Below are 22,840 nucleotides of genomic sequence, written 5' to 3'. Positions count from 1 at the left end.
GCCTCGCGGGGCGGGCGCCTCTGCGGCGGCCGTTCTTCAGCGAGGTCGCGGGCTCGGTCGTCAGCTTCCCCAGATCTCGCCCACGCCGTGGCCGATCCGCCGGGACAGCTCGTCGGCGGTGCGGACGGCGGCGGCCGCCAGCTCCGCCATCCGCGCGTCGTCCAGCCGGAAGATCGGCCCGGACACGCTGATCGAGGCGGCGATCGTGCCCATCCGGTCGCGGACGGGGGCGGCGACCACCCGCAGGCCCTCCTCGCTCTCCTCGTCGTTGCCGGCCCAGCCGCGCTCGCGGACCTCGCCGAACCTCTCGATGAAGGTGTCGATGTCGGTGATCGTCCGGGAGGTGAGGGCGGTCCATGGGGCGCCCGCCAGCAGCGCGCGGATCTCGGCGTCGCCGTGGTCGAGCAGGAGCGCCTTGCCGGCCGCGCTGCACCACAGCGGGATCCGGCGGCCCAGCCGGGAGACGAGCTGGACGTTGCGGGTGCCCTGGACGACGTCGATGGAGATGGCGTCCAGGCCGTCGCGGATGCCCAGGTTGACCGACTCGCCCTCCCTCTCGGCCAGTTCGCGGAGCAGCGGACGGGCGATGGCGTGCATGTCGAGCCCCGCCAGGAAGCGGGCGCCGAGATCGAAGACCGTGACGCCCAGCCGGTACATGCCGGTCTCCTCGTTGCGTTGCAGGAACCCCGCGTCGGTCAGCGCGCGGAAGAGCCGGCTGGCGGTGGACTTGTGCAGCCCGAGCTCCCGACTGACGTCGCTGACCTTGCGTTCGGGCTCCTCGCGGGGGAATGCCAGAAGGATCCGCAGCGCCCGGTCGAGGGCCTGGGTTCCCGACTCGCGACCGGTGCCGGGGCCGTCGTCCACGGTGTTGGTCATCTTGCCCACCCCTTCTTCTACCTGCTAAGTTTCATAATATAGAGCAAGGCTCACATAGTGAAACTACGTGAAACTCCTCCGGTGCAACCACTCCGAGGTCGGCGAACCCCGGAACGAACGCTCGATCTGCGAGGCCCATCCATGACGTTCAATCCGATCGATCTGGAGATCATGACCGAGGGTCTGGTCTCGATCGTCCGGGAGATGCGGCAGACGGTCTTCCGCACCGCGCACTCGCCGGTGATCGCCGACGCCCAGGACTTCTCCTGCGCGCTGTTCAGCCCCGCAGGCGAGATGGTGGCCCAGGGCCGGGACATGCCGGGCCACGTCGTGGCGATGCCGGCCTCGGTCGCCGAGATCTTCGCCGACCACCGGGAGCGGATGCGGCCCGGCGACGTCTACATCGTCAACGACCCGTACCGCGGCGGCAGCCACCTCAACGACGTCACGTTGATCAGCCCCGTCTTCGTCGACGGCGAACTGTTCCTGTTCCCCTGCGTGCGGATGCACTGGGCCGACATCGGGGGCATGACGCCCGGCAGCGTCTCCGGCCGGGCGACCGAGATCCTTCAGGAGGGCCTGCGGATCCCGCCGATCCGGCTCATCGCGGAGGGCGCCGACGACCACTCCGCCTTCGCGATCCTCTTCGCCAACGTCCGCATGCCGGACGAGCGGCGCGGCGACCTCGAATCGTGCATCGCCGCCTGCCGCACCGCGGAACGGCGCCTGCGCGAACTGGTCGAACGGCACGGTGCCGAAGACATCCTCGGCGGCGTGGCGGCCAACATGGACCGCACCGAACGCAGGCTCCGCGACCGGATCGCCGAACTGCCCGACGGCACGTACCGGTACGAGGACTACCTCGACCTCTACACCGACGGCGGCTACGACGCCGCCATGGTGCGCTGCGCGCTGACCGTCCGCGGCGACGAGATCATCGCCGATTTCCGCGGCTCGTCCACCCAGGTCGCCGCGGTGGTCAACTCCTCGCTCGCGATGACGACCGCGGGCGTGTTCATCGCGGTCAAGTCCGTCCTGGACCCGGGCGGGCTCGTCAACCACGGCGCGTTCCGGCCGCTCACCGTGCACACCGACCCCGGCACCGTCGTCCACGTGACCTACCCCGCCCCCGCCAACGCGCACAGCGAGGTGCGCAAGCGCGTGATCTCCGCGGTGATGGCCGCGCTCAGCCAGGTCGCCCCCGAGCTGGTCGCCGCCGACCAGTTCGGAACCACCTTCCAGAACCTGATCGGCGGGGTGGACGCCGCCACCGGCCGCCCCTACCTGTACTACGACTACCCGGCCGGCGGCAACGGCGGCTACCTGGAGTCCGACGGGCCCAGCGCGATGAACCCAGTCGACCTGGGAGACATCTCCACGATCCAGTCGGTGGAACGGCTCGAAGCCGAGATCCCGATCCTCGTCGAGGACTGCGAGCTGCGCGAGGACTCCGGCGGAGCCGGACTGCGGCGCGGCGGCCTCGGCTCCCGCCGCGCCACCAGGCTGCTCGCCTCCTCCGGCGCGTACTCGGTGCAGACGGACCGGACCACCGTCCCGCCGTACGGCCTGTCCTCCGGCGGACCCGGCGCACCGACCGGCACGCACATCCTGCGCGGCGGGCGGCGGCACGACTTCGACACCCCCGGCAAGGTCTCCGGCCACCGCCTGGGCCGCGGCGACGTCCTCGTCATGGAGTCGGCGGGCGGCGGCGGATGGGGCGACCCGCTCCAGCGCGAACCCGCCCGCGTCGCCGAGGACGTGGCCCAGGGATACGTCGTCGCCGAAAGCGCCCGTTCCGGTTACGGCGTCGTCCTCGACTCTTCGGGGGCCGTGGACGACGCCGCGACCGAGGCGCTGCGCGAGGAACTCCGCGGCGGCCGCCGCCATCTGCGCATCGCGGCCACCGGTCGTCCCGCCTTCACCGGAGAGCGCGGCTCCCGCCGCCTCGTCTACACCGCGCCCGCGGAAGACCTGCCGGAGGGCTCCCTGGTCGAACTGCACGGGCGGTATCCCGCGCCGTTGCGCGCCTGGGTCGTCCACGATCCGGCTCTCGACGCAGACACCGCCGCACTCGCCCCGGACGCGCTGGAGATCCTCGGCCTCGCCGAGGACGAACGAGCCTACGCGCGTGTCCTCACCCGCCCCGGCGAGGTGGAGCCGCTGAAGGAGGTCACAGCCTAGATGAGCAGGGTCTTCCACGTACCGCCGCCCGCCGCGGGCCAGGGCGGGCGAGGCGGGCAGGCGGGCCGGCACGCCGCCCGCACCGGGATCGGCGGCCACCCGGCGGCATCGGCGCAGGCGTCCGGAGCGGAGAACCTCCGCGCGGGCATCGTCGCCGGGTACCTCAGCCCCCACCCGCCGCACCTGGTCTACGCCGAGAACCCGCCGCAGAACGAACCCCGCTCGCACGGCGGCTGGGAGGTGCTGCGCTGGGCGTACGACCGGCTGCGGCAGCGCATCAAGCAGGTGCACCGCCCCGACGTGCTCATCGTGCACGCACCGCACTGGATCACCATGGTCGGCCACCACGTCAACTGCGTGCCCAACCCCAAGGGCCTGTCGGTCGAGCCGATCTTCCCGCACCTGTTCCGCTACCACTACGACTTCCAGACCGACGTGCCGCTGGCCGAGGCGATCGCCGACGAGGCGAGCGGCATGGGCCTCGTGACCAGCAAGATGCGCAAGCCCGGCGTCCGCGTCGACTACGCCACCATCGGCGCGCTGCACATGGTCAACCCGGAATGGGACATCCCCGTCGTGTCCCTGTCGGCCAACAACAACCCCTACTTCTACTCCGAGGCGTCCCTCGGCGAGATGGAGGTGCTGGGCGAGGCCACCCGGCGCGCCGTCGAACGCACCGGCAGGCGCGCCGTCCTGCTCGCCTCCAACTCCCTGTCGCACCTGCACTGGCACGAGGAACCGCCGGTGCCCGAGGACATGGAACGCGAGCACCCCTACAACGACCACCAGTACCGCTGGGACATGAAGCTCCTGGAGTCCGTGCGGCGCGGGCCGACCGCCCCGCTCCGGGAGCTGATCTCCGAGCACATCGAGGCCACCGCGTCGGAGACGAAGGCGGGCAGCCTCACCTGGATGCTCGCCGCGATGGGCTGGCCCGCCGTCCCCGGCGACGTGCTCGGCTACGGGACGATCATTGGCACCGGCAACGCGGTCGTCGAGTGGACCCCGGAAGGGGGCCGGCATGGCTGACCGGCCGCCCGCCGACGCGGGACACGCGGGAGCCTTCAGCGCCGTCCTGGTGCCCGGCATGCCGCACCTGCTCGCCGAAGACCAGGCGCCCGGCTGGGCGGAACTGGCCGGCGCCGCCCGCGAGGTCGGGGCCCGCCTCCGCGAGGCGCGGCCCGACGTGGTGCTGCTGCTCTCGACGCAGTGGTTCACGGTCCTCGGCCACCAGTTCCAGTGCGACCCCAATCCCAAGGGGCGGCACGTGGACGAGAACTGGTACGCCTACGACTACGGCGAACTCGACTACGACCTCCGGTTCGACGTCGAGTTCACCGAACGCTGGGCGGCGGAGGTGGACGCCCGCGGCATGCAGGCGCGCCGCACCCGCTACGACGGCTTCCCCATCGACACCGGCCTGATCGTGGCCTCCGCGCTCCTCGACCCGGACCGGACGCTGCGCTTCTCCCAGGTGTCGTGCAACCTCTACGCCGACGCGGCCACCCTGGCCGACGTGGGCGCCGCCGGCGCCGCCGCCGCCCGCGAGGCCGGGGTACGGGCCGCCGTGGTCGCGGTGTCGGGCCTGTCGTCCGGCCTGATCCAGAAGTGGATCGAACCGGCGGAGGACCACATCGCCGAGCCGTCCCACGACCGGTGGAACAACCGGATGCTGGGCCTGCTCACCGAAGGCCGGATGGACGAGGCGCTGGCCGCCCGGGACGACTTCGCCCGGCAGGCCCAGGCCGACAGCCAGTTCCGGGCACTGGCCTTCCTGAACGGCACAGGCGCCGCCCGAGGCCCGGCCCGCGGGCACGCCTACGGGCCGCTGTGGGGGACCGGCGGGGCCGTCCTGTCCTGGAACCTGCCATGACCCGCCGGCACGAGCCCGCGTCCCTACCCGACAAGGATCTGTGAGGAGCACCCATGCGCAACGTCGCAGCGGGATTCATCGAAGCCGAGGGCTTCGTCCCGATCTTCGACGCCGTCGACGCGATGGTGAAGGCCACCGAAGTCGAGGTGACCGGCGTCGTCCGGCTGGGCGGCGGCATCGTCGCCGTCGCGGTGCGCGGCGACCTGGCCACCGTCGAGGAGGCCGTGGACGTGGGCGAGGAGGTCGCCCGCGCCAAGGCCGGCCGCGGCGTCAAGTCCATCGTGTTCGCCAGCCCCTGCGAGGCGGTCCGGGCGCTCAACGCCGAGCCGCGCCTGCTGGGCAACTAGCCGCACCAGACGAACGAGTCGAAAGAGTCAAAGGGGGGAACACCCGATGTCCACCGAGAACGCGATCGGCATCGTCGAGACCCGCGGCGTGGTCGCCCTGTCCGCCGGAGTCGAAGCGATGATCAAGACCGCCGATGTGCAGTGCATCGCGATCGAGCGGGTCACCAGCGGCTACCTGGCCGCCGCGGTGCGCGGCAGCCTGGCCGCCGTCCGGCAGGCCGTCGCCTCCGGCGAGGCCGCGATCCAGCAGCACGGCGAACTGCGCAGCTCCCAGATCTACCCCAAGCCCGACTCGGCCACCGTCGCGCTGCTGGACGCCCCCGAGGCGGCCCGCATCCGCGAGGTCATGGCCGCGTTGAAGGGCGGTGGCTGATGCTGCTGGCCGAGGTGGTCGGCAAGGTCTGGGCCGACCGCATCACGCCGTCGCTGCGCGGCCGCCGGCTGGTCCTCGTCCGGGAACGGCCGGACGGTCCCGAACGCGTCGCCGTGGACCTCCTGGACGTCGGCATCGGCAGCCTCGTGCTGGTCACCACGGACGAGGCCGCGGCCGCCGCCACCGGAGAGGCGACCTGCGACGCCGCCGTCATCGGCCTCATGGCCGAACCGTCCACCGAATCCGCGTCCGAGACGGCGGCCCCGGCGCGCCGCACACGCAAGGCCCCGCGGAAGGCCGCATCCACATGACCACCGCCGTGAACACGGGCCCGGCCCTCGTCCCCGGCCTGATCAGGGGACGCTCTCCCGGCGGTCCGGGACGGCTGCCCAACTTCGTCAACGGCCGCTTCGTCCAGGACGGTCCCACGTTCGACAAGGCCAGCCCCGTCACCGGCGAGGTGATCTGGCAGGTGTCCCACGCCGGCGCCGACACGGTCGACGCCGCCGTCGACGCAGCCCGCGCCGCCCTGCGGGGCCCGTGGGGGCGGATGGACGAGCACCGGCGCGCCGCCGTGCTGCGCCGCGTCGCCGACGAACTGGAACGCCGCTTCGACGATCTCGTCCTCGCCGAGGTCGCCGACACCGGCAAGCCCGTCTCCCAGGCGCGCACGCTCGACATCCCGCGGGGCGCGGGCAACTTCCGGGCGTTCGCCGACATGATCACCACCGCGCCGGGCGCGACGTTCACCACCACGACGCCGTCCGGGGGGCGGGCGCTGAACTACGAGGTCCGCAAGCCCGTCGGCGTCGTCGCGGTGATCGTCCCCTGGAACCTGCCGTTGCTCCTGCTCACCTGGAAGGTCGCGCCCGCGCTCGCGTGCGGCAACACCGTCGTGGTCAAGCCGTCCGAGGAGACCCCGGCCAGCGCCACCGTCCTCGCCGAGGTCATGGCCGCCGCGGGCGTGCCCGACGGCGTGTTCAACCTCGTCCACGGGTTCGGCCCCGGCTCGGCGGGCGAGCACCTCACCCGCCACCCGCACGTCGACGCGATCACCTTCACCGGAGAGTCCGCCACCGGCGCGTCGATCATGCGGGCGGCGGCGGACGGGGTGAAGGCGGTCTCGTTCGAACTCGGCGGCAAGAACGCCGGCCTGGTCTTCGCCGACGCCGACCTGGACGCCGCGGTCGCCGGGTCGGCGCGCTCCTCGTTCACCAACGGCGGCCAGGTCTGCCTGTGCACCGAGCGGCTCTACGTCCAGCGCCCCGTCTACGAGGAGTTCGTGGAACGCCTCGGCGAAAGCGCCCGCGCGCTCCGCTTCGGCTGGCCGGACGACCCCGGCACGGCCATGATGCCGATGATCTCCGCGGGCCATCGCGCGAAGGTACTGGGCCACTACCGGCTGGCGCGCGACGAGGGCGCCGACGTCGTCGCGGGCGGCGACGTGCCGTCCTTCGGGGACGCGCGGGACGCGGGCGCCTACGTACAGCCCACCGTCCTGACCGGCCTGCCCGCCGACGCCCGCACGAACCGCGAAGAGATCTTCGGCCCGGTCTGCCACATCGCCCCGTTCGACACCGAAGAGGAGGCGTTCGCCCTGGCGAACGACAGCGACTACGGCCTGGCCTCCACGGTGTGGACCCGGGACGTCAAACGCGCACACCGGGCGGGAGCCCGGCTCGACACCGGCCTCGTCTGGATCAACACCTGGTTCGTCCGGGACCTCCGCACCGCCTTCGGCGGCGTCAAGGCGTCCGGGATCGGACGGGAGGGCGGCGCGCACTCGCTGGCCTTCTACTCCGAACTGACCAACGTGTGCCTGGACCTCTCCGAGGGAGACGCATGACCGTCCGAGACAGCGGCACCCTGGAAGACCTGGCCGAGCGGCTGGACGACGCCGCGCTGACCGCCACCGCGATCGAGCAGATCAGCGAGCGCACCGGCCTGTCCGTCCACGACGCCTACCGTGTCCAGGACCTCTCCATCTCCCGCCGCCTGGGCCGCGGCGAGCGGATGACCGGCATCAAGATGGGCTTCACCAGCCGCGAGAAGATGCGCCAGATGGGCATCGACGAAACGATCTGGGGCCGCCTCACGGACGCCATGGAGATCACGGAGACCCTGGATCCGGACCGCCACATCCACCCGCGCGCCGAACCGGAGATCGCCTTCCGGCTCTCCCGCGCACCCGAGCCGGACGAACCGCCGGCGTCCCTCGCCACCGCCGTGGCGGCCGTCGCACCCGCGATCGAGATCATCGACTCCCGCTACGCGGACTTCCGGTTCAACCTGGCCGACGTCATCGCCGACAACGCCTCGTCCGCGGCCTACGTCCTGGGCCAGTGGCAGGACTACACGGGCTCGATCAACGGCCTGGACGTGACGCTGACGGTCGACGGAGAAGTGGCGGAATCGGGCTCCACCACCGCGATCCTGGGCGACCCGCTGGCCGCCCTCGCGGCCGGAGCGCGACTTGCCGCCCGATACGGCCGGCCGCTGGCCGCCGGAGACCTCGTCCTGGCCGGCGCCGCCACCGCCGCCGTACCGCTGCGGGCGGGAACACGCGTCGAAGCCCGAGTCGAAGGACTGGGCTCCGCCCTCTTCCGCGTGGCCGGAAAGGACACTGCGTGACACCCGAACCCCCCATGACACCCGAACCCTCCGGGCTGGTCGCGGGGAAGGCGACTCCGCGCGGACGCTTTCCCCACGTCCGCGTGACCGGTGACCTGATCTTCGTCTCCGGGACGAGCAGCCGCCGCCCCGACAACTCCATCGCGGGCGCCGAAGCCGACGAACTCGGCACCACCAGGCTCGACATCCGCGCCCAGACCCACGCGGTGATCGACAATGTCCGCGACATCCTCCAGACCGCCGGCGCCGACCTCCGGGACCTCGTCCAGATCACCGCCTACCTGGTCAACATGAACGACTTCGCCGGCTACAACGAGGTCTACGGCGAGTACTTCGACGAGACCGGACCCACCCGCACGACGGTCGCGGTCCACCAGCTCCCCCACCCGCACCTCCTGCTGGAGATCCAGGCGATCGCCGCCCGCCCGCCGGTCAGGCGGTGAGCAGCACCTTGGTGGCGCGGCGCTCGTCCATGGCCCGGTAGCCCTCGGCGGCGAGGTCGAGGGGAAGGGTGGAGTCGAAGACGGCGCCGGGGTCGATGGCGCGGTCCCAGATGAGCCGGATCAGCTCGGGCAGGAACCGGCGCACGGGGGCCGGGCCGCCGTGCATGTGCACTCCGGAGAAGAACAGCTCGCGCCCGTCGAGGATGACGTCGTGCGCGACGCCGACGTAGCCGACGTGACCGCCAGGACGGGCTGCGCCGATGGCCTGCCGCATGGACTGCTGGGTGCCGACCGCCTCGATGACCGAGTGCGCGCCGTACCCGCCCGTGAGCTCCTTGATCCGGGCCACCCCGGCGTCGCCGCGCTCTTCGACGATGTCGGTGGCGCCGAACCGGCGTGCCAGGGCCTGCCGGGCGCCGTGGCGGCTGAACGCGATGATCCGCTCGGCGCCCCGCTGCCTGGCCGCCAGGATCGCCAGCAGGCCGACGGCGCCGTCGCCGACCACGGCGACGGTCTTGCCGGGGCCGGTCTCGGCGGCGACGGCGGCGAACCAGCCGGTCCCCAGCACGTCGGACGCGGCCAGCAGCGACGGGACCAGGTCGGCGCCGGGCATGCCCGGTGTGGCCACGAGCGTGCCGTCCGCCAGCGGCACCCGGACGAGCTCCGCCTGAGTGCCGATCGACCCCATGGGCACGCGGTGGACGCAATGCACCTGGTATCCGGTCCGGCAGATCTCACAGGTGTTGTCCGAGGCGAAGAACGAGCCGACGACGAAGTCGCCGACCTCGATGTTCCGCACCGCGCCCCCGACCCGCTCGACGACACCGGCGTACTCGTGACCCATCGGCCTGGGGCCTTCGAGCTTGTCCGCGCCGCGATAGGCCCACAGATCCGTCCCGCAGACACACGTCGCGCTCGTGCGGACGATCGCGTCGGTCGGTTCCAGGATCAGCGGGTCCGCGCGCTCCTCGACCCGGACATCGCCGGGGGCGTGCATGACGACTCCACGCATGGTCTTCGCTCCTTCATTCGCCGGGACGGCCGATCCCAGGGAACACCGGCACAGGCGTCCGCGAGAGTCCCTGCCATGACGTGCCCCGACAGGGCACCCCTCGCCGGCGCCGGCCCGCCGTACCCTCGATGCATGGACAACCGCCACGAGGTGCGCGAGTTCCTCATGTCGCGGCGCGCCAAGGTCACCCCCGCGCAGGTGGGGCTGCCCGCCGGGCGGGGCCGCCGGGTGCCCGGGCTGCGCCGCAGCGAGGTCGCGATGCTCGTCGGCGTGAGCGTGGAGTACTACTCGCGGCTCGAACGGGGCGCTGTACGGGGCGCGTCCACCGCCGTCCTGAACGCCGTCGCCGACACGCTGCGGCTCGACGACGCCGAACGCGCGCACCTGTTCGACCTGGCCCGCGCCGCCGACGGCGTCCCCGCCTCCGGTCGGCGCCGCCGCCGCGCGACGAAACCGGCCGCCATCAGCCCCAGCCTCGCCTGGACGCTGGAGGCGATCACCGACGCCGTCGCCTTCGTCCGCAACCCCCGGACGGACGTCCTGGCCACTAACGCCCTCGGCCGGGCGTTCTACTCACCGCTGATCGGCGACGCGGGACGCGTCCCGAACCTGGCGCGGTTCCTGTTCCTCGACCCCGCCTCGCGCGACTTCTACCCCGACTGGGACCGCTTCGCCCAGATGAGCGTGGCGGTCATCCGCACCGAGGCTGGACGCGACCCCCACGACCGCGCCCTGCAAGACCTCGTGGGCGAGCTCTCCACCCACAGCCAGACGTTCCGCAGCCTGTGGGGCGCCCACGACGTGCACGTCCTCGGCGCCGGGACCAAGCGCTTCCACCACCCCGAGGTCGGCGAACTCGTCCTCGCCCACGAAGAACTCGCCGTCACCGCCGAACCCGGCCTGATGCTCATGATCTACACCGCCGAACCCGGCTCGCCATCCGCCGAGCGCCTCCGCCTCCTGGGCTCCCTCTGCTTAGATCATCGCCATGCAGATGATGGAAAGGCCGTGGGGCGTGGCCGCTTACGGCGCGTCGAGCGTGAAGGCGATGCCCGACCTCGTGCGGGCCAGGTTCAAGGTGATCCGGGTAGAGCAGACACCTTCTCAGGCGTTCGCCGCGGCCAGTGACGCCGTGCAAGCGGTGCGGCAGACACTGCGGCGGCATGGGATACCGGACGCGGCCGTTGAGCGATCACGGCTCGGCCTGAAGAGTTCGTGGAGCTACGGCGGGGCGGAACGCAAGTTCATCGGGTACGAGTGCCAGGCCTCGTTCTCCGTTGAGTCCAGTGCTCTCGATGACGTCCAGCCCTTGCTCGTCGATGTGGTCGCCGCAGGCGCCAATGAGATAGACGGGGTCGACTTCGATGTAACCGGCAAGGGCGATCTGCGAGCGGAGGCCCGCCGGCAGGCGGTCGGTGCGGCTCGGCGCAAAGCCGAACTGTACGCCGAGGCCGCGGGAGTGCGGCTGGGGGCCGTCCTGCACATTGACGACGTCGATCCCGAGCATGTCCGATCCGAGCGGTATCGCGGGCACGGCTCGGGCGGCGAGGCGTCCCCCGAGGATCTGGCGCCCGGACATGTCGTGGTGTCCGCCGCGGTCATCCTGGGCTTCTCCATCAACCACGACTGACGAGCGATGGATCACCGGCCGGCCGGGCTGGTCTGTTCCGGCCGGGCCGGCCCGTTCCGGGCGGCCGGTGATCAATTCGCCGGTGGGGCGAACTGGCTCGCGGTGAATGCGGCGCCCTGCGGGTCGCGGACCACCGCGGTGCGGGTCCAGTCGGTGTCGTCGGTGGCCACCACCGTGCCGCCCAGACGCTCCACCGCGGCGACGGTGTCGTCGCGATCGGCCACGGCGAACGTCACGTGCCAGCCGGGCCGCTCATCTTCGGCGGCCTCCGTCAGCCAGCCGATCGCATCGGCGAAGCCGGGCGGCGCCCCGGCCGATTCCTGCCGCTCGTGGATGCCCGGATCCACCGTCGCGGCGAGGTGGTCGCCGTATCCCGGCCGCCGGATCATCGCACCGAACCCGGCGTCGGTGAGCTCCCAGCCGAACACCGCGGTGTAGAAGCCGCCGGCCCCGGCGGGATCGGCCGAGTGGAGATCGCTGAAGTTCCAGGTGCCGGGCGCGTTGGTCAGCTGGGCGCCCGGGCGGTTCCGGGACTCCCGCAGCCGGAACGGCACGCCGCCGGGATCCTCGCACAGTGCCACTCGTCCGCCGTCGCCGGCCGTCGCCGGAGGAAGGACGACTCGTCCGCCCGCCGCGCTCACCCGAGCCGCTGCCCTGTCCGCGTCGTCGACCGCCACGTAGGTGTTCCAACCTCCGCTGCCGGGCACGGTGGCATCGGCACTCTCGGCGAGCCCGGCGACATCCCGGCCGTCGAGCTGCGCGACGAGGTACCGCGTACCCTCGCCCCCGGCCTCGGCCTCGGCCTCGGCCTCCAGGAACGTCCACCCGAAAAGGCCGCCGTAGAACTCACCGGCGGCCGCGAGGTCGCGGTGCTCGACATCGACCCACGAGGTGACACCTTCGGGGTAGGTCCGTTGCGTGTCCTGTTGCATCTCCATGGCGGCGACCCTAGGACGCATTCAGGCCAGATCCCGTCCGCAATTCGCCTCGAACTTCGCGGACGCTACTCCAGCTGGTCGCGGCGGCGTGTCAGGTAGGCGACCTCGGCGGTGTTGCCCGCCAGCTCGATGGCCTTGTCGTAGGCCGCGCGTGACTCCCGACCTCGGCCCAGTCGGCGCAGCAGGTCGGCGCGGGCCGCATGGTAGGCGTGATAGTCGGCCAGTTCGTGCTCAAGAGGGTCGATGGCCGCCAGCGCCTCCTCCGGCCCGTCGAGCTCGGCGACCGCGATGGCCCGGTTGAGGACGACGATCGGTGACGGGTCGAGGCGGACGAGCTGGTCGTAGAGGGCGACGACCTGCGACCAGTCGGTGTCGCCCGCGTCGCGGGCGGAGGTGTGCACCGCGCTGATCGCCGCGAGGATCTGGTAGCGGCCCGGAGCCGCCCCGGCGGCGGCCGCGGCCAGGCGCTCGCGCACCAGCCCGTGGCCCTCGGCGATCAGCGCCGCGTCCCAGGTCGCGCGGTCTTGGTCGGCGAGGGCGACGAGTTCTCCGTCCGGTGAGACCCGGGCGGTGCGGCGGGCCTCGGTGAGGAGCATCAGGGCCAGCAGCCCGGCCACCTCACCGTCCTCCGGCATGAGCGCACGGATCAGGCGGGCCAGCCGGATCGCCTCGGCGATCAGGTCGTGACGCACCGGATCGGTGTCGGGACCGGTCGCCAGGTAGCCCTCGTTGAAGACGAGGTAGAGGACGGCGAGCACGCCGGAGATGCGCGCCGGGAGATCCTCCGCGGACGGCACCCGGTACGGGATGCGAGCCGCCTTGATCTTGGCCTTCGCGCGGGTGATCCGCTGCCCCATGGCGGCCTCCTGCACCAGGAAGGCGCGGGCGATCTCGGGCACGGTCAGACCGGCGACCATGCGCAGCGTCAGCGCCACGCGCGCCTGCATCGCCAGCGCCGGGTGACAGCACGTGAAGATCAGCCGGAGCCGCTCGTCGCCGATGGCCTCCGGAGGCTCGGGCGGGTCGTCGCACCACAGCCGAGCCTCCTTCTGCTTGTCCTCACGCTTGCTCTCGCGCCGGATCCGGTCGATGGCCTTGCGTGTGGCGGTGGTGGTCAGCCAGCCGCCGGGGTTGGGGGGCACACCGTCGGCAGGCCACCGCTGGACGGCGGTCGCGAACGCCTCGGCCGCCGCCTCCTCGGCGATGTCGAGGTCACCGAAACGCCTGGTCAGGGACGCGACCACCCGGGCCCACTCCTCGTTGTGCGCCCGGGTGATCGCCTCCCGGGCCTCGACGGCGCTCACCGGAACGGCCGCACCTCGATCTTCCGGTCACAGGCCTTGGACCCCTCGGCGGCGAGCTTGAGCGCCACGTCCAGGTCGTCGGCCTCGATGATCCAGAAGCCGACGAGAAACTCCTTCGACTCCAGGAAGGGCCCATCGGTGAACATCGCCTCTTCGCCGCGGTTGTCGACGACGGTGGCCGAGCCGGGCACCGTGAGGCCGCCGGCGAAGACCCAGTGCCCGTTCGCCTTGAGCCGGTCGTCGAACGCGTCGATCGCAGCCTGCTGCTCCGGGGCGGCGAGATCGCCCGTGTCGTCGATCACGGAAACCAGGTACTGCATCTCGGATCATCTCCTGTGGTTCGGGACGCCCCTGGCGGGCGGCCGATCACCTCTACCACGGCGCCCCCCGGGTGCGTCGGCAGACCTGAAGCGTTATGCCCTTCGGGACGGCTCGCGATTCGACGTACGCCATGGCCTCGCCGTCGAACAGCGGCCTGGCGCATCCGCCTGAACGGCCTCTCACCCTGCTACGAACAGCTCCGCCCCAATCCGACACACATCCCAGATCTTTCTTCGGGTTCTCGGCGTGGGCGGTGGTCGCCGACATGTCCCTGCTCAGCTCTGCTGATACTCCACGGCGGCCAGCCCGCATGGCGTGTGCAGGAACAGGTAGTAGGCGCCCTCGCCGTATTCGTGCAGATCCGCGCCGCCGACCAGACCGACGTAGTCCATGGCCTTTCCGCAGCCCGGGCAATCGGGATAGGCAGGGTCCTGGATCCAGTCCGGGCATCCGCCAAGGGTGGACCCTCCCCTTTCCCAGGCGCTGGAAAGGTAAGGCGTGGCCTGCCGGTCCCCTGGTGCGAACCTGGTCGACGGCGGCTCCTCGGGCCTTCCACCAGGGAGGTATTCGGGGCGGACGTTGCGCGCGGACCAGTTCGCGTCCCCGCCGGCGGTGACCTCGGTAAAGGTGGTGCCGTAGCAGGAGCAGAAGTGGCAGGTGACGACCCGCAGCCTGCCGCGCCAACCGGTATGCGCCAGCGCGTCACCGACCCTTGGATCGGCGGTGTCCACGTCCAGAGCGGTCCACAGCGGACTCCCGCACCAGGGGCACGTACCGTCGGCGCGATCGCCGGCCGCCCCCGGCACCAGACGGTAGGCGCCGGTGCCGCAGAGCTCCCGGACGCCGTCCGCCGACAGTTCCCAGCCGCCATCGCGAATCAGCGCCGCCACGCCCCGCCGGTAAGGGTCGAAGTCCGGCCCGGGCGGCGGTGACCGCATCCAGCGGCGGAACGCCTCCTCGACGACGGGACCGCGCGTCTGCGCCAGCAGGTACGGCAGCATGTACGACCTGTGACCCGTACCCGATTCGATTCGGGCCACCACCTCACGCTGGAAATCCTCGTCCGCGCCCCGGTACAGCACCCCCAAGCGCCAGAACGCTCCCGCGTCCAACAGCCGCAACAGGTACGGAGCCAGCGCCGCCGGATCCGCCGCCGCCCGGTCGGCCAGTTCATCGACGACCGCGTCATCGCCGGATTCCACCCGTGCCACCAGTTCCTCGATCACGCGGTGACGGTATCCGAGCGCGCCACGACCGGGCACCATCCGGACGTGCCGGGGGAGTGCGTTGAGCCGGCGAGTCGGAGTCGCCGGTCGGCGGCCTGGCTTCGGCATAAGGTTCCGGTTGTCATTAGACGTATACGTCTATATGTTGGCGCGTGCCCTTGGACGCGTCACGGAACAGCCTGGTGCTGCCGCTGCTCGGGCTTCTGGTCGAGCAGCCGTCGCACGCCTACGAACTCACCGCGCGCCTGCGCGAGCGATACGGGCAACCGCCGGTCACGCGCAGCACCGTCACCTCGCTGCTGAAGGCGCTGGAGAGGGCGGGCCTCGTCGCCTCCCGCCTGCCCGAACAGGTCCGCAACCGTCCGCCGCGCACGGCGTATGAGCTGACCGAAGCGGGCATGGCCGATTTTCGACGGAAGGTCGAAGCGGGACTGCGCGACGGCCAGGTCGCCTCCGTGGACTTCATCATGGCCGTCGCCTACGCGGGGGCTCTCCCGGCCGATCACGCGGCGTCCATCCTGGACGCCCGCGCAGACCGACTCGACCAGGACCTGGCCGCCCTGCGGCGAGCGGAACGCCCCGAGGGTGTGGCCGAGGTGCACATGCTCGAAGCCGCCTACTGGCGCACCATCGTGACCGCCGAGACCACCTGGATCAGGACGCTGGCGTCGCGGATCCGCTCACACGACATCGACTGGCCGGGCAGTCGGTCCGGCCGGGCGAAGGAGGGCTGAACCATGAAGTTCGGCATCTATCCGGGCGGCCGGGCGGCCACGGTCTGCTCGCACCCGCCCGACCCCGCCGCGATCGGTGATCTCGTGGACGACCTCGCCGGCGGCAACGCCTTCGTCATCCGCGAGTACGTGCACTTCTTCGGCGACGCGACACCGCCGGACGTCGTCACCTCGCTCGGAGCCGGCGACGAACTCGCTCACCTCACGATGCCCGACGAGTGGTACGTCCGGGCAGGCCGTGAACTGGACCTCGTGGTGAGCTACATCCCCCAGGCCGCCGATCTCCCCGGATGGCTGGCCTTCCTCGACACCGTCATCGACCGCTACGGCCACCTGACGCGGTATCTGCAAGTGACGCTCGAACCCAACTTCCCCATCCCGCTCATCGACGGAAGCGCCCCCGGAGTTCTCGAAGCCCTGACCCTCGGCATACCGTACGCACGCGCCGCGCTGGACCGCCGCGGCCTGCGCGAAGTGCAGGTCGGCTTCTCCGTCGCCGAACCACCGGAATGGCTGGGAGGCGACGACGAGTTCTGGCAATACCTGTCCGCCGTGCCACAGCGGGATTTCGCCGACCACGTCGACTACGTCGGCCTGGGCCTGTATCCCGACGCCTTCTCACCCGTCGCCCCGCGCGGTACGCCGGGAGACGCCGCCTCCCTCACCGTCCACGCTCTGCGCCACCTGCGAGAGCACTCGCTACCACGGGCCCGCATTCCGTCCGGCACGCCGATCCACATCGCGGAGAACGGTACCCCGAGCGGGCAACCGCGCACCGATCAGGCGCAGTGCGACTCCCTGTCCGACATGATCAATACCGTTCTCGCCCTCCGCGAACCCCTGAACATCACCCATTACGAATTGTTCAGCCTCCGGGACGCCGACAGTGCGTCCACCCAACCAACCGGAACACTGGGGCTCGTCACCGACACCTACCACCCCAAGCCCGCCCTCACCCTCTACCGCGATCTCGTCCGCAACGGTGGGCCGGCATCGGAAACGCCGACCGGAATCCCATGAGACGACGCTGGCGCCGTCCACCGACAGCCCCGCATAAGTGCGACGGGACCGGCACCGACGCTTCCTCCGCATCCCGGACGACCGCCTTTGACGGCGATGGGCGAAGGGTTCCCGGAGATGCGGTTCTCCTAGAACAGAATAGGAGATCGCATTTCTCAGATTCGCGGCGGAGCCCGGGTGGCCGGCGCTTGGATGGTGCTCGTTCGCTGCCCGAGTCCGGTGGTCCGCGGAGGGAGAACGGGCATGACAGAAACGCCTCTGCTGACCTGGCTGGCCACGCTCGAAAAGGGTGCGCTGGCGGAGGTGCTGGCGGCTCGGTCCGACGTCTGCGGCCCGACCGAACCGGGCGGGTGGGACGAGCTCGCCGAGCGGCTCCAGCAGAGACAGTCGGTGGAGCGGGCACTCAGGCGGTTGACGCGGCCCTGCGTCCAGGTCGCGGAGGCGGCCGCGACGCTCGGGCAGGACGCGACCAGGTCAAGGATCACAGTGCTGCTGGACGGGCCCGACGCCGCGGTGGACGAGGCGTTGACGACATTGGAGCGGCATGCGCTCGTGTGGCCCGGCCCCGGCGGGGTGCTGCACGTCGCCGAGACGCTGTGTGAAAGGTGGCCTGCGCGAGGCGACGCGGCATGGCCGGGGCCGTTCGACCCGTTACCGCCCGGGCCGCCGACCGTCCCGATCGGTCCGGAACGGGTGGAGCTGACCGCCGCAGCGCGGCTCGGTGAGTTCACCGGGCACGCGGCGGCGATGCTCGCCGAGTGCCGGAGGCGGCCCTTGCAGGCCTTCAGGGTGGCCGGGGTGAAGCCGAGAGCGCTCCAACGGGTGACGCTGGCCGCCCGTTGCGGCGAGGCCTCCGCGCGGCTGGCGTTGGCATGTGCTCAGCGCGCCGGGCTGCTCGTCAACGACGGGACGCACATCGGACTGTCGCCGGGCGGTGACGCGTTCACGTTCTTACCTCCGGGCGAACAGGCCGCTCGGCTGCTGTTCGCGTGGTGGACGCTGCCGTCCGCACCGACGCGTGCCCGTTCCAACGATGGCAAGCAGCTCTACGCCCTGGGCGCGAAAGCCGACTGTGACGGCTGCGTCCAGGTGCGGCACGAACTCGTGACGGTCCTGCAGGGGGTGCCCGAAGGGCGGGGTGTGCATGCGCCCGAGGATCTCGGCAGAGTGCTCGACTGGCATCGACCACTGGCCTGTGATCACCCCACCAGCCGTCCGCCGCACAGCGCTCCGCTACAAGAGGCCCTGCTGCTCGGCCTGGTCGCGCACGGGGCACTGTCCTCGTTCGGCGCGCTCCTCGCCGCCGGTGACCATGGCGGCCTGGCGCGAGAAGCGTCCCGGGTCCTGCCAGCGTTCTCCGATCGTGCGACGATCGCCGCTGACCTCATGGTGACCGTCCGGGGCACTCCGTCCAGGCCCCTGGCGAAAGAACTCGATGCGGTCGCCGACAGCCTGATCGGGCCGGTCTGGAAGATCAGCGACCAGAGCCTCCGGCGTGCCGTTGAAGCGGGCCTGAGCGCCGCCGACATGACAGCGGCCCTCGCCGCGATCAGCACCGCCCCGCTCCCGCCGCTGCTGCGACGCAAGATCGCGAAGGCGGCGGACGGCCACGTCCCGCCGTCCCTGCGGGAAGTACCGGCAACCTGCGTCTTCCACTGCGCCGACACCGGACTGCTCGCGCGCGCCGTCCGGCACCCGGCACTCCGGGGCCTCGGCGCGCGGCTGCTCTCACCCGGCGTCCTCATCGCCACGGGCCCGCGCGAGAGCGTGCTCACGGCGCTGCGCGCCGCCGGGTACGCGGCGGCCGAAGACCCCGCTCCCGGGCCGCTTCCCCCGCCGGCCTCCGACGATCCGCCGCCCGACTTCGACGCGCTCGCCGAACGGCTGCGCAAGGACCCGCACGTCCCGTCACGCGCCCCTGCCCGAAAGCGGCCGGCGGCTCCGCGCCCTCCACGTCCGTCCGGTCCGCGTCCTCCACGTCCGTCCGGCCCACGTTCGGAGCTGGAACGAGCGCTGCGCGTCGTCACACGCGAGGCCCGCGAGCTCAGGTCCGACGAGATCCGGCTGCTCGCCCGAGCCGTCGCGGAGGACGAGCGGGTCCGGATCACCTACGTCGACCAGAACGGCGTGGAGACCGTCCGGGTCATCGGCCCGCCCTACGAGATGGTGCGGATGAACAAGAAGAAGCTGCTCAAGGCGATCTGCGAGATGCGCAGCGCAGAGGCGGGACGCCCGGAGGAGAGGAACTTTCACTACTCCCGCATCCTGTCCGTCGAAGCAGCGGACGGCTGATTCCGCACAGCACCACCTCAGCCGACCGGTGACGGAACGTGACCAGTCGCCTTCTGCTGTCAGCGGACGGGCCGACGGCCGCGGGCGTTCTCAGCCCCGCGGACGCGTGGTGTGCCGCTCCTTCCCCGCCGAGGTGCCCACCTTCTGCCGTCCGAGGTGGAAGGGGCCCCGCCTGGTCCGCTGCGCCGGGACCGCGGTCGCCTCCGGGCGGTCATCCGCGCGATCATCGACGGGACGGCGTTCCCTGTCCGCCCGCCGTGCCTCGCGGACGCCGATCACCAGGAACCGCCCCAGCGCCAGCCCTGCCAGCAGGACCATGGCGGCGCCGAGGCCCTCGAAGAACGACAGCCGTTCGGCGACCTGGCGGCCCTCACCGCCGAGCGGCGTCCCCACGCCCATGTTCCAGAGCGCGGCGATCGTGGTGCCGACGACGAACCAGAGGCCGCCGAGGGCGGCCAGCCAGCCGCCGAACTGCGCCACCGGCCGGTTCGCCGTGGCCATCAGGATCAGCCCGCCGAGGCCGACGGCGATCGCCGGGAGGATGGACAGCACCAGACGGTCGTTGCTGTAGACCCACGACTCGCTCGAACCGAAGCCGAAGTCGAAGTAGGGGCCGATGAACGGAATGAGCCCGCCCCAGAGTGCGAGGAGCACCAGCAGCAGCCCGCTGAGCATGCCGCGGCTGCGAGGCGCTCGCATTGTCCCAGTCATGAGAATCCCCTCCTGACCAGGTGATAGTCCAATATTTCAGGCAAGCCGTACCCGGTATGCGCCAGCCCAACCAGCCGACCAGCACTGAGGGCCGCCGCAAAGCCCCCGGCCGGCCGCAGACGGCGACAAGGTGTTCACAGACCACCACCGAGCCGCCGCAGACCCGGAGCCCGGAGGTGAGCCCCCAGCCGGACATGCGGCGGCGAATCGGCCGCCAGCAGGGCTCACAACCGCGCGGCCGGTACCGCGTAGGTCTCGTGACGCAGTGCCTGCTTGACGGCACGGACGACCACCGGAGCGGGATCGGCGAGCATGCCGGCGAGCTGGGTGATGGAGCCGTCCAGGCGGCGGACGGCTCGTACCGCTTCGGCCCGCACCCGGGGACTCGGGTGCTCCAGAAACGGCAGCAGCACATCCACGTCCTGACCCGTGCCGCATTCGCCGAGCCCGGCGACCAGCGCACGGACCCGGCCTGACGGCGGCATCATCGCCAGGGCATCGCGGTAGATCGCGGCCGGACGGCGGCCGGCGCGGCGGGCGGCCCACTGTGCGGTGGCGCGCATCATCGCCGACCGATCCGCCAGATGAGCCACACCGGCGTCCGGGCGGCCGAGCTTCACCAGCGCGGTGAGCGCCTCGACCCCGACCCTCGCGCCTCCCTGCGCCAACAACCGCTCCAGCACATCGACGCGCCGGTCGCGGACGGCGCCGGACACCAGCCACTCCGCACAGCGGAGCCGGCAGACGCCATCACGCTCCGCCAAGGCGGCACGCATGACCCCCTCGTGCCGGGCACGGCTTGATGCCAGCCACAACCGGTACGCCAGCCGCCGCACCCCTATATCGGGATGCCTGCGCGCCGACGCGAGCAGCCCATCCGGACCCGCCCCCAGCGTCCCGGCGACAGCGTCCAGCGCATGGCCGCCGCGCGTCCACGATCCGATCTCCACGGCCACACTCGCAGCGGCCAACAAGCCCGAAGGACTCGCCGACCGCAACGCGGCCGCCAACGACCGGCGCGCACGCTCACGCACCTGCGGCACCCAGTCGGCAGTCCGCAGCACCAGAACGGGCAGCAACCACTCATCGGCACCCGTCACCGGGACTGCGACCGCCGACTCCCGTCGACGCCCGTCCCGCGAGCAAGCCTCCACCAGCCGCGCAAGCCGTTCATCCGCCGCCCCGCCCAGCGTCGTGGGCGCCCCTCCGCCGTAGATCGCCGCGGGCGTGCGCAGCGCCCGATCGAGTCCCACCCAGGTCTTTGCGCCGGCGACCGCCAGCATCGCCGCGACCTCGTCCGGACGTCCCCGGCCGGCGGCCGCTTGGACGACCTGCTTCGCCAACTGGCCGTAACCGGGAGCGTGGAACTCGCGGACAACACGGATCGGACCGGCCAGATGAGCGTTGAACTCCTCCAACTCCTCGGCCGGAACCCACAGCTCCAGGATCGTCCGCCCGCCCGCCTGCCGCACCGGATAACGGCGCGCGAAGTCCGCGTCAACATTCGATCACCGGCGCGAATGCACAATCGGCGGCAGTAGAGGATGTTCGCAGAGTCGGATCGCTGGGATGGACGTTGGTTAGTGGTCCTGCTGGGTCGTGTGGTGCTGGCGGTAGTGCTCGGCCAAAACGTCGTCGCCGAAGTCGTCGGCGGGGTTGCGCCAGACCGAGTGGATGTGGGCGCCATTGTTTTGAGAATTGTCGTGTTCGATCAGCAGGACCGGTCCTTGGATTCGAAAGTAGTGCCGGTCTCCGGGTGATGTACCGCCGGCCCAGGCGAATACCAGGTTCTGCAGGCCGGCGTGCTCAATATTGCGGAGCTGCGCTGCCGCCACGTCCGATGGCAGCCGCCCGGCGAACGCTTCGACGATGGCGAACAGGGCGCTGAGCTGGTGCTCGCGCAGCGCGTTTCCGGGCAGCCCTTTGGGAGCGTCGCGCACGTAGCTGAGGATGTCGCGCTCGGCCTCGTCGAGCACGTAGTCGGGTTCTGGCGCGAACACCGGATCCGGCCGCTCAAGGTGACCGATCTTGGGTGTGATGCGGGTCGCCAGATCCGGCGGCGGTCGATGGTGGATGATCGCGGAGGCGCGTTGGTCAGGGTCGAGGGAGTTGACGAACCGGTAGCCGGCTTCCTCGTCATCGGTGAGCGGGGCGAGTGTGCCGAAGGTCGCCGGCTGCGAGCCGAGCAAGGACGGGGTGGGAGACACATAACGTCCGTCCACCACGGTGAAGTTGAGCGACACGTGGTGCCCGGCGAGCTGCCACCCCCACGCGCCGGTGTCGCCGGGGCGGCCGAACACCTTGAAGCAGTACCGTCCCGGGTCGAACAGGTCCGCGCTCGCCGGGCGTTGCACCGCGGCCAGCGCGTGGAGCACATGCTCCATGGCGATCACCGAGACGACCTTGGCGTAGCCGGGCATGCTGGTACCGGCCACGATCAACTCGTGCGCCAGCTTGCGTTGCGCCTCGTCGAGCGCGCCGAGCGGCAGGCCGTCGCGTTGCCTGGCGGGCAGGAACGACCAGTCGCGCCGCTGAGCCTCATCGGCGAAGTCGAAACCGACCTTGTCCCGCTGTACTTCGGTCAGCGCCGCAAGGAAGTCGGCTGCAGCGCCGGCCATCGCGCTCGCGGTCTCGGGAGCAGTCAGCGGCAGTTCATTCACTGTGTCCATCCTCGGTCTCGACGCCTGCACAAACCCCCACAGCCCTGTCCAGCGCTCGGCATCGTCCGGGAAGTGAGTGTGTACAGCGGTCGCAAATGCTCGAACATCGTCGCCATTAGGTCATTTTCGGCAGCTGACTTCAAGGACTGGTGAGTTGGGCCGCCCCGGGCGAAGCCGAAGGCCATGAGCAAAAGGCGCTGGCTTGGACGTTGCTGCCAACCACGGTGAAGGTGCGCGAACCGCCGTACCACCACCCATCCGCTCAACG

At 71.3% G+C, this 22,840-nt stretch carries 23 protein-coding genes and 1 pseudogene; 14 read left to right on the top strand and 10 right to left on the bottom strand.

Features of this window, described 5'->3' with window-relative positions; genetic code table 11:
* Positions 1 to 60: 60 nt before the first annotated feature.
* Positions 61 to 876 (bottom strand): IclR family transcriptional regulator, encoded by an 816-nt coding sequence (locus tag AB0C35_RS32585; RefSeq protein ID WP_358464433.1) that lies wholly within the window; start codon positions 874 to 876, stop codon positions 61 to 63.
* Between the two features lie 141 nt (positions 877 to 1,017).
* On the opposite strand from AB0C35_RS32585, the gene AB0C35_RS32580 reads away from it, so the two are divergent.
* The 9 genes from AB0C35_RS32580 to AB0C35_RS32540 are packed head-to-tail and all read left to right on the top strand — an operon-like array spanning position 1,018 to position 8,724.
* A complete protein-coding gene (locus AB0C35_RS32580) occupies positions 1,018 to 3,057 on the top strand; it encodes a hydantoinase B/oxoprolinase family protein (RefSeq protein WP_358464430.1) in 2,040 nt (679 codons plus the stop codon).
* Positions 3,058 to 4,086: a tRNA U-34 5-methylaminomethyl-2-thiouridine biosynthesis protein gene (locus tag AB0C35_RS32575; RefSeq protein WP_358464427.1), complete on the top strand. Its 1,029-nt coding sequence runs from the start codon at positions 3,058 to 3,060 to the stop codon at positions 4,084 to 4,086. It begins immediately after the preceding gene.
* A complete protein-coding gene (locus AB0C35_RS32570) occupies positions 4,079 to 4,930 on the top strand; it encodes a hypothetical protein (protein ID WP_358464424.1) in 852 nt (283 codons plus the stop codon). The genes AB0C35_RS32575 and AB0C35_RS32570 overlap by 8 nt, the downstream gene beginning before the upstream one ends.
* Positions 4,931 to 4,983: 53 nt before the next feature.
* Positions 4,984 to 5,277 carry a BMC domain-containing protein gene (locus tag AB0C35_RS32565; protein ID WP_358464421.1) on the top strand — a complete coding sequence of 98 codons (294 nt, stop codon included), beginning with the start codon at positions 4,984 to 4,986 and terminating at the stop codon, positions 5,275 to 5,277.
* Positions 5,278 to 5,323: 46 nt separating this feature from the next.
* Positions 5,324 to 5,650: a BMC domain-containing protein gene (locus AB0C35_RS32560; RefSeq protein ID WP_358464418.1), complete on the top strand. Its 327-nt coding sequence runs from the start codon at positions 5,324 to 5,326 to the stop codon at positions 5,648 to 5,650.
* Complete coding sequence (locus AB0C35_RS32555; RefSeq protein ID WP_358464415.1) at positions 5,650 to 5,961, top strand: EutN/CcmL family microcompartment protein; 312 nt, start codon at positions 5,650 to 5,652, stop codon at positions 5,959 to 5,961. The genes AB0C35_RS32560 and AB0C35_RS32555 overlap by 1 nt, the downstream gene beginning before the upstream one ends.
* Positions 5,958 to 7,496, top strand: a complete 1,539-nt coding sequence (locus tag AB0C35_RS32550; protein ID WP_358464412.1) for a 2-hydroxymuconic semialdehyde dehydrogenase — start codon at positions 5,958 to 5,960, stop codon at positions 7,494 to 7,496. The genes AB0C35_RS32555 and AB0C35_RS32550 overlap by 4 nt, the downstream gene beginning before the upstream one ends.
* Positions 7,493 to 8,281, top strand: coding sequence for a fumarylacetoacetate hydrolase family protein (locus AB0C35_RS32545; protein ID WP_358464409.1), 789 nt, complete (start codon positions 7,493 to 7,495; stop codon positions 8,279 to 8,281). The genes AB0C35_RS32550 and AB0C35_RS32545 overlap by 4 nt, the downstream gene beginning before the upstream one ends.
* Entirely contained in the window at positions 8,278 to 8,724 is a 447-nt protein-coding gene (locus tag AB0C35_RS32540) for a RidA family protein (protein ID WP_358464406.1), read from the top strand. Before AB0C35_RS32545 ends, AB0C35_RS32540 begins: the two co-directional genes overlap by 4 nt.
* Here the strand turns inward: AB0C35_RS32540 and AB0C35_RS32535 are convergent.
* Positions 8,714 to 9,736, bottom strand: a complete 1,023-nt coding sequence (locus AB0C35_RS32535) for a zinc-dependent alcohol dehydrogenase family protein (RefSeq protein WP_358464403.1) — start codon at positions 9,734 to 9,736, stop codon at positions 8,714 to 8,716. The genes AB0C35_RS32540 and AB0C35_RS32535 overlap by 11 nt on opposite strands.
* A gap of 132 nt (positions 9,737 to 9,868) precedes the next feature.
* Between AB0C35_RS32535 and AB0C35_RS32530 the strand changes: the two genes are divergently transcribed.
* Together AB0C35_RS32530 and AB0C35_RS32525 are read left to right on the top strand one after the other, a co-directional pair.
* The gene (locus AB0C35_RS32530; RefSeq protein WP_358464401.1) at positions 9,869 to 10,864 is read left to right on the top strand and encodes a helix-turn-helix transcriptional regulator; all 996 of its coding nucleotides are present in this window, start codon (positions 9,869 to 9,871) and stop codon (positions 10,862 to 10,864) included.
* Positions 10,785 to 11,366 carry an SIMPL domain-containing protein gene (locus AB0C35_RS32525; protein WP_358464398.1) on the top strand — a complete coding sequence of 194 codons (582 nt, stop codon included), beginning with the start codon at positions 10,785 to 10,787 and terminating at the stop codon, positions 11,364 to 11,366. Before AB0C35_RS32530 ends, AB0C35_RS32525 begins: the two co-directional genes overlap by 80 nt.
* 71 nt (positions 11,367 to 11,437) lie before the next feature.
* Here AB0C35_RS32525 and AB0C35_RS32520 read toward each other — a convergent pair whose 3' ends face one another.
* The 4 genes from AB0C35_RS32520 to AB0C35_RS32505 all read right to left on the bottom strand — a co-directional run bounded on the left by AB0C35_RS32520 (position 11,438) and on the right by AB0C35_RS32505 (position 15,155).
* On the bottom strand, positions 11,438 to 12,304 hold the full coding sequence (locus AB0C35_RS32520; protein WP_358464395.1) for a VOC family protein: 867 nt from the start codon (positions 12,302 to 12,304) through the stop codon (positions 11,438 to 11,440).
* A 65-nt stretch (positions 12,305 to 12,369) separates the two neighbouring features.
* Positions 12,370 to 13,608, bottom strand: a complete 1,239-nt coding sequence (locus AB0C35_RS32515; RefSeq protein WP_358464392.1) for a sigma-70 family RNA polymerase sigma factor — start codon at positions 13,606 to 13,608, stop codon at positions 12,370 to 12,372.
* A complete protein-coding gene (locus AB0C35_RS32510) occupies positions 13,605 to 13,928 on the bottom strand; it encodes a YciI family protein (RefSeq protein WP_358464389.1) in 324 nt (107 codons plus the stop codon). The genes AB0C35_RS32515 and AB0C35_RS32510 overlap by 4 nt, the downstream gene beginning before the upstream one ends.
* Before the next feature lie 276 nt (positions 13,929 to 14,204).
* On the bottom strand, positions 14,205 to 15,155 hold the full coding sequence (locus AB0C35_RS32505) for a hypothetical protein (protein ID WP_358464386.1): 951 nt from the start codon (positions 15,153 to 15,155) through the stop codon (positions 14,205 to 14,207).
* A 158-nt stretch (positions 15,156 to 15,313) separates the two neighbouring features.
* Between AB0C35_RS32505 and AB0C35_RS32500 the strand changes: the two genes are divergently transcribed.
* From AB0C35_RS32500 to AB0C35_RS32490, 3 genes are all read left to right on the top strand, one after another.
* Positions 15,314 to 15,889 (top strand): helix-turn-helix transcriptional regulator, encoded by a 576-nt coding sequence (locus tag AB0C35_RS32500; protein ID WP_358464383.1) that lies wholly within the window; start codon positions 15,314 to 15,316, stop codon positions 15,887 to 15,889.
* A gap of 3 nt (positions 15,890 to 15,892) precedes the next feature.
* Positions 15,893 to 16,909, top strand: a complete 1,017-nt coding sequence (locus tag AB0C35_RS32495) for a hypothetical protein (protein WP_358464380.1) — start codon at positions 15,893 to 15,895, stop codon at positions 16,907 to 16,909.
* A gap of 243 nt (positions 16,910 to 17,152) precedes the next feature.
* Positions 17,153 to 19,201 carry a helicase-associated domain-containing protein gene (locus AB0C35_RS32490; RefSeq protein WP_358464377.1) on the top strand — a complete coding sequence of 683 codons (2,049 nt, stop codon included), beginning with the start codon at positions 17,153 to 17,155 and terminating at the stop codon, positions 19,199 to 19,201.
* A gap of 90 nt (positions 19,202 to 19,291) precedes the next feature.
* On the opposite strand, the gene AB0C35_RS32485 is transcribed toward AB0C35_RS32490, so the two are convergent.
* The 4 genes and pseudogenes from AB0C35_RS32485 to AB0C35_RS32470 form a co-directional block, all read right to left on the bottom strand.
* Positions 19,292 to 19,912 carry a hypothetical protein gene (locus tag AB0C35_RS32485; protein ID WP_358464374.1) on the bottom strand — a complete coding sequence of 207 codons (621 nt, stop codon included), beginning with the start codon at positions 19,910 to 19,912 and terminating at the stop codon, positions 19,292 to 19,294.
* A 224-nt stretch (positions 19,913 to 20,136) separates the two neighbouring features.
* Complete coding sequence (locus AB0C35_RS32480) at positions 20,137 to 20,397, bottom strand: HEAT repeat domain-containing protein (RefSeq protein WP_358464680.1); 261 nt, start codon at positions 20,395 to 20,397, stop codon at positions 20,137 to 20,139.
* 879 nt (positions 20,398 to 21,276) lie between these two features.
* Positions 21,277 to 21,414 (bottom strand): annotated as a pseudogene (locus tag AB0C35_RS32475) (ADP-ribosylation/crystallin J1); the annotation flags it as partial.
* Positions 21,415 to 21,492: 78 nt separating this feature from the next.
* On the bottom strand, positions 21,493 to 22,572 hold the full coding sequence (locus AB0C35_RS32470) for a DUF3500 domain-containing protein (protein WP_358464371.1): 1,080 nt from the start codon (positions 22,570 to 22,572) through the stop codon (positions 21,493 to 21,495).
* Between the last annotated feature and the right edge of the window lie 268 nt (positions 22,573 to 22,840).

This window comes from Spirillospora sp. NPDC048819 (assembly GCF_040650055.1).
Classification (GTDB): domain Bacteria; phylum Actinomycetota; class Actinomycetes; order Streptosporangiales; family Streptosporangiaceae; genus Spirillospora.
This window is presented reverse-complemented; position numbering and strand designations above follow the sequence as displayed.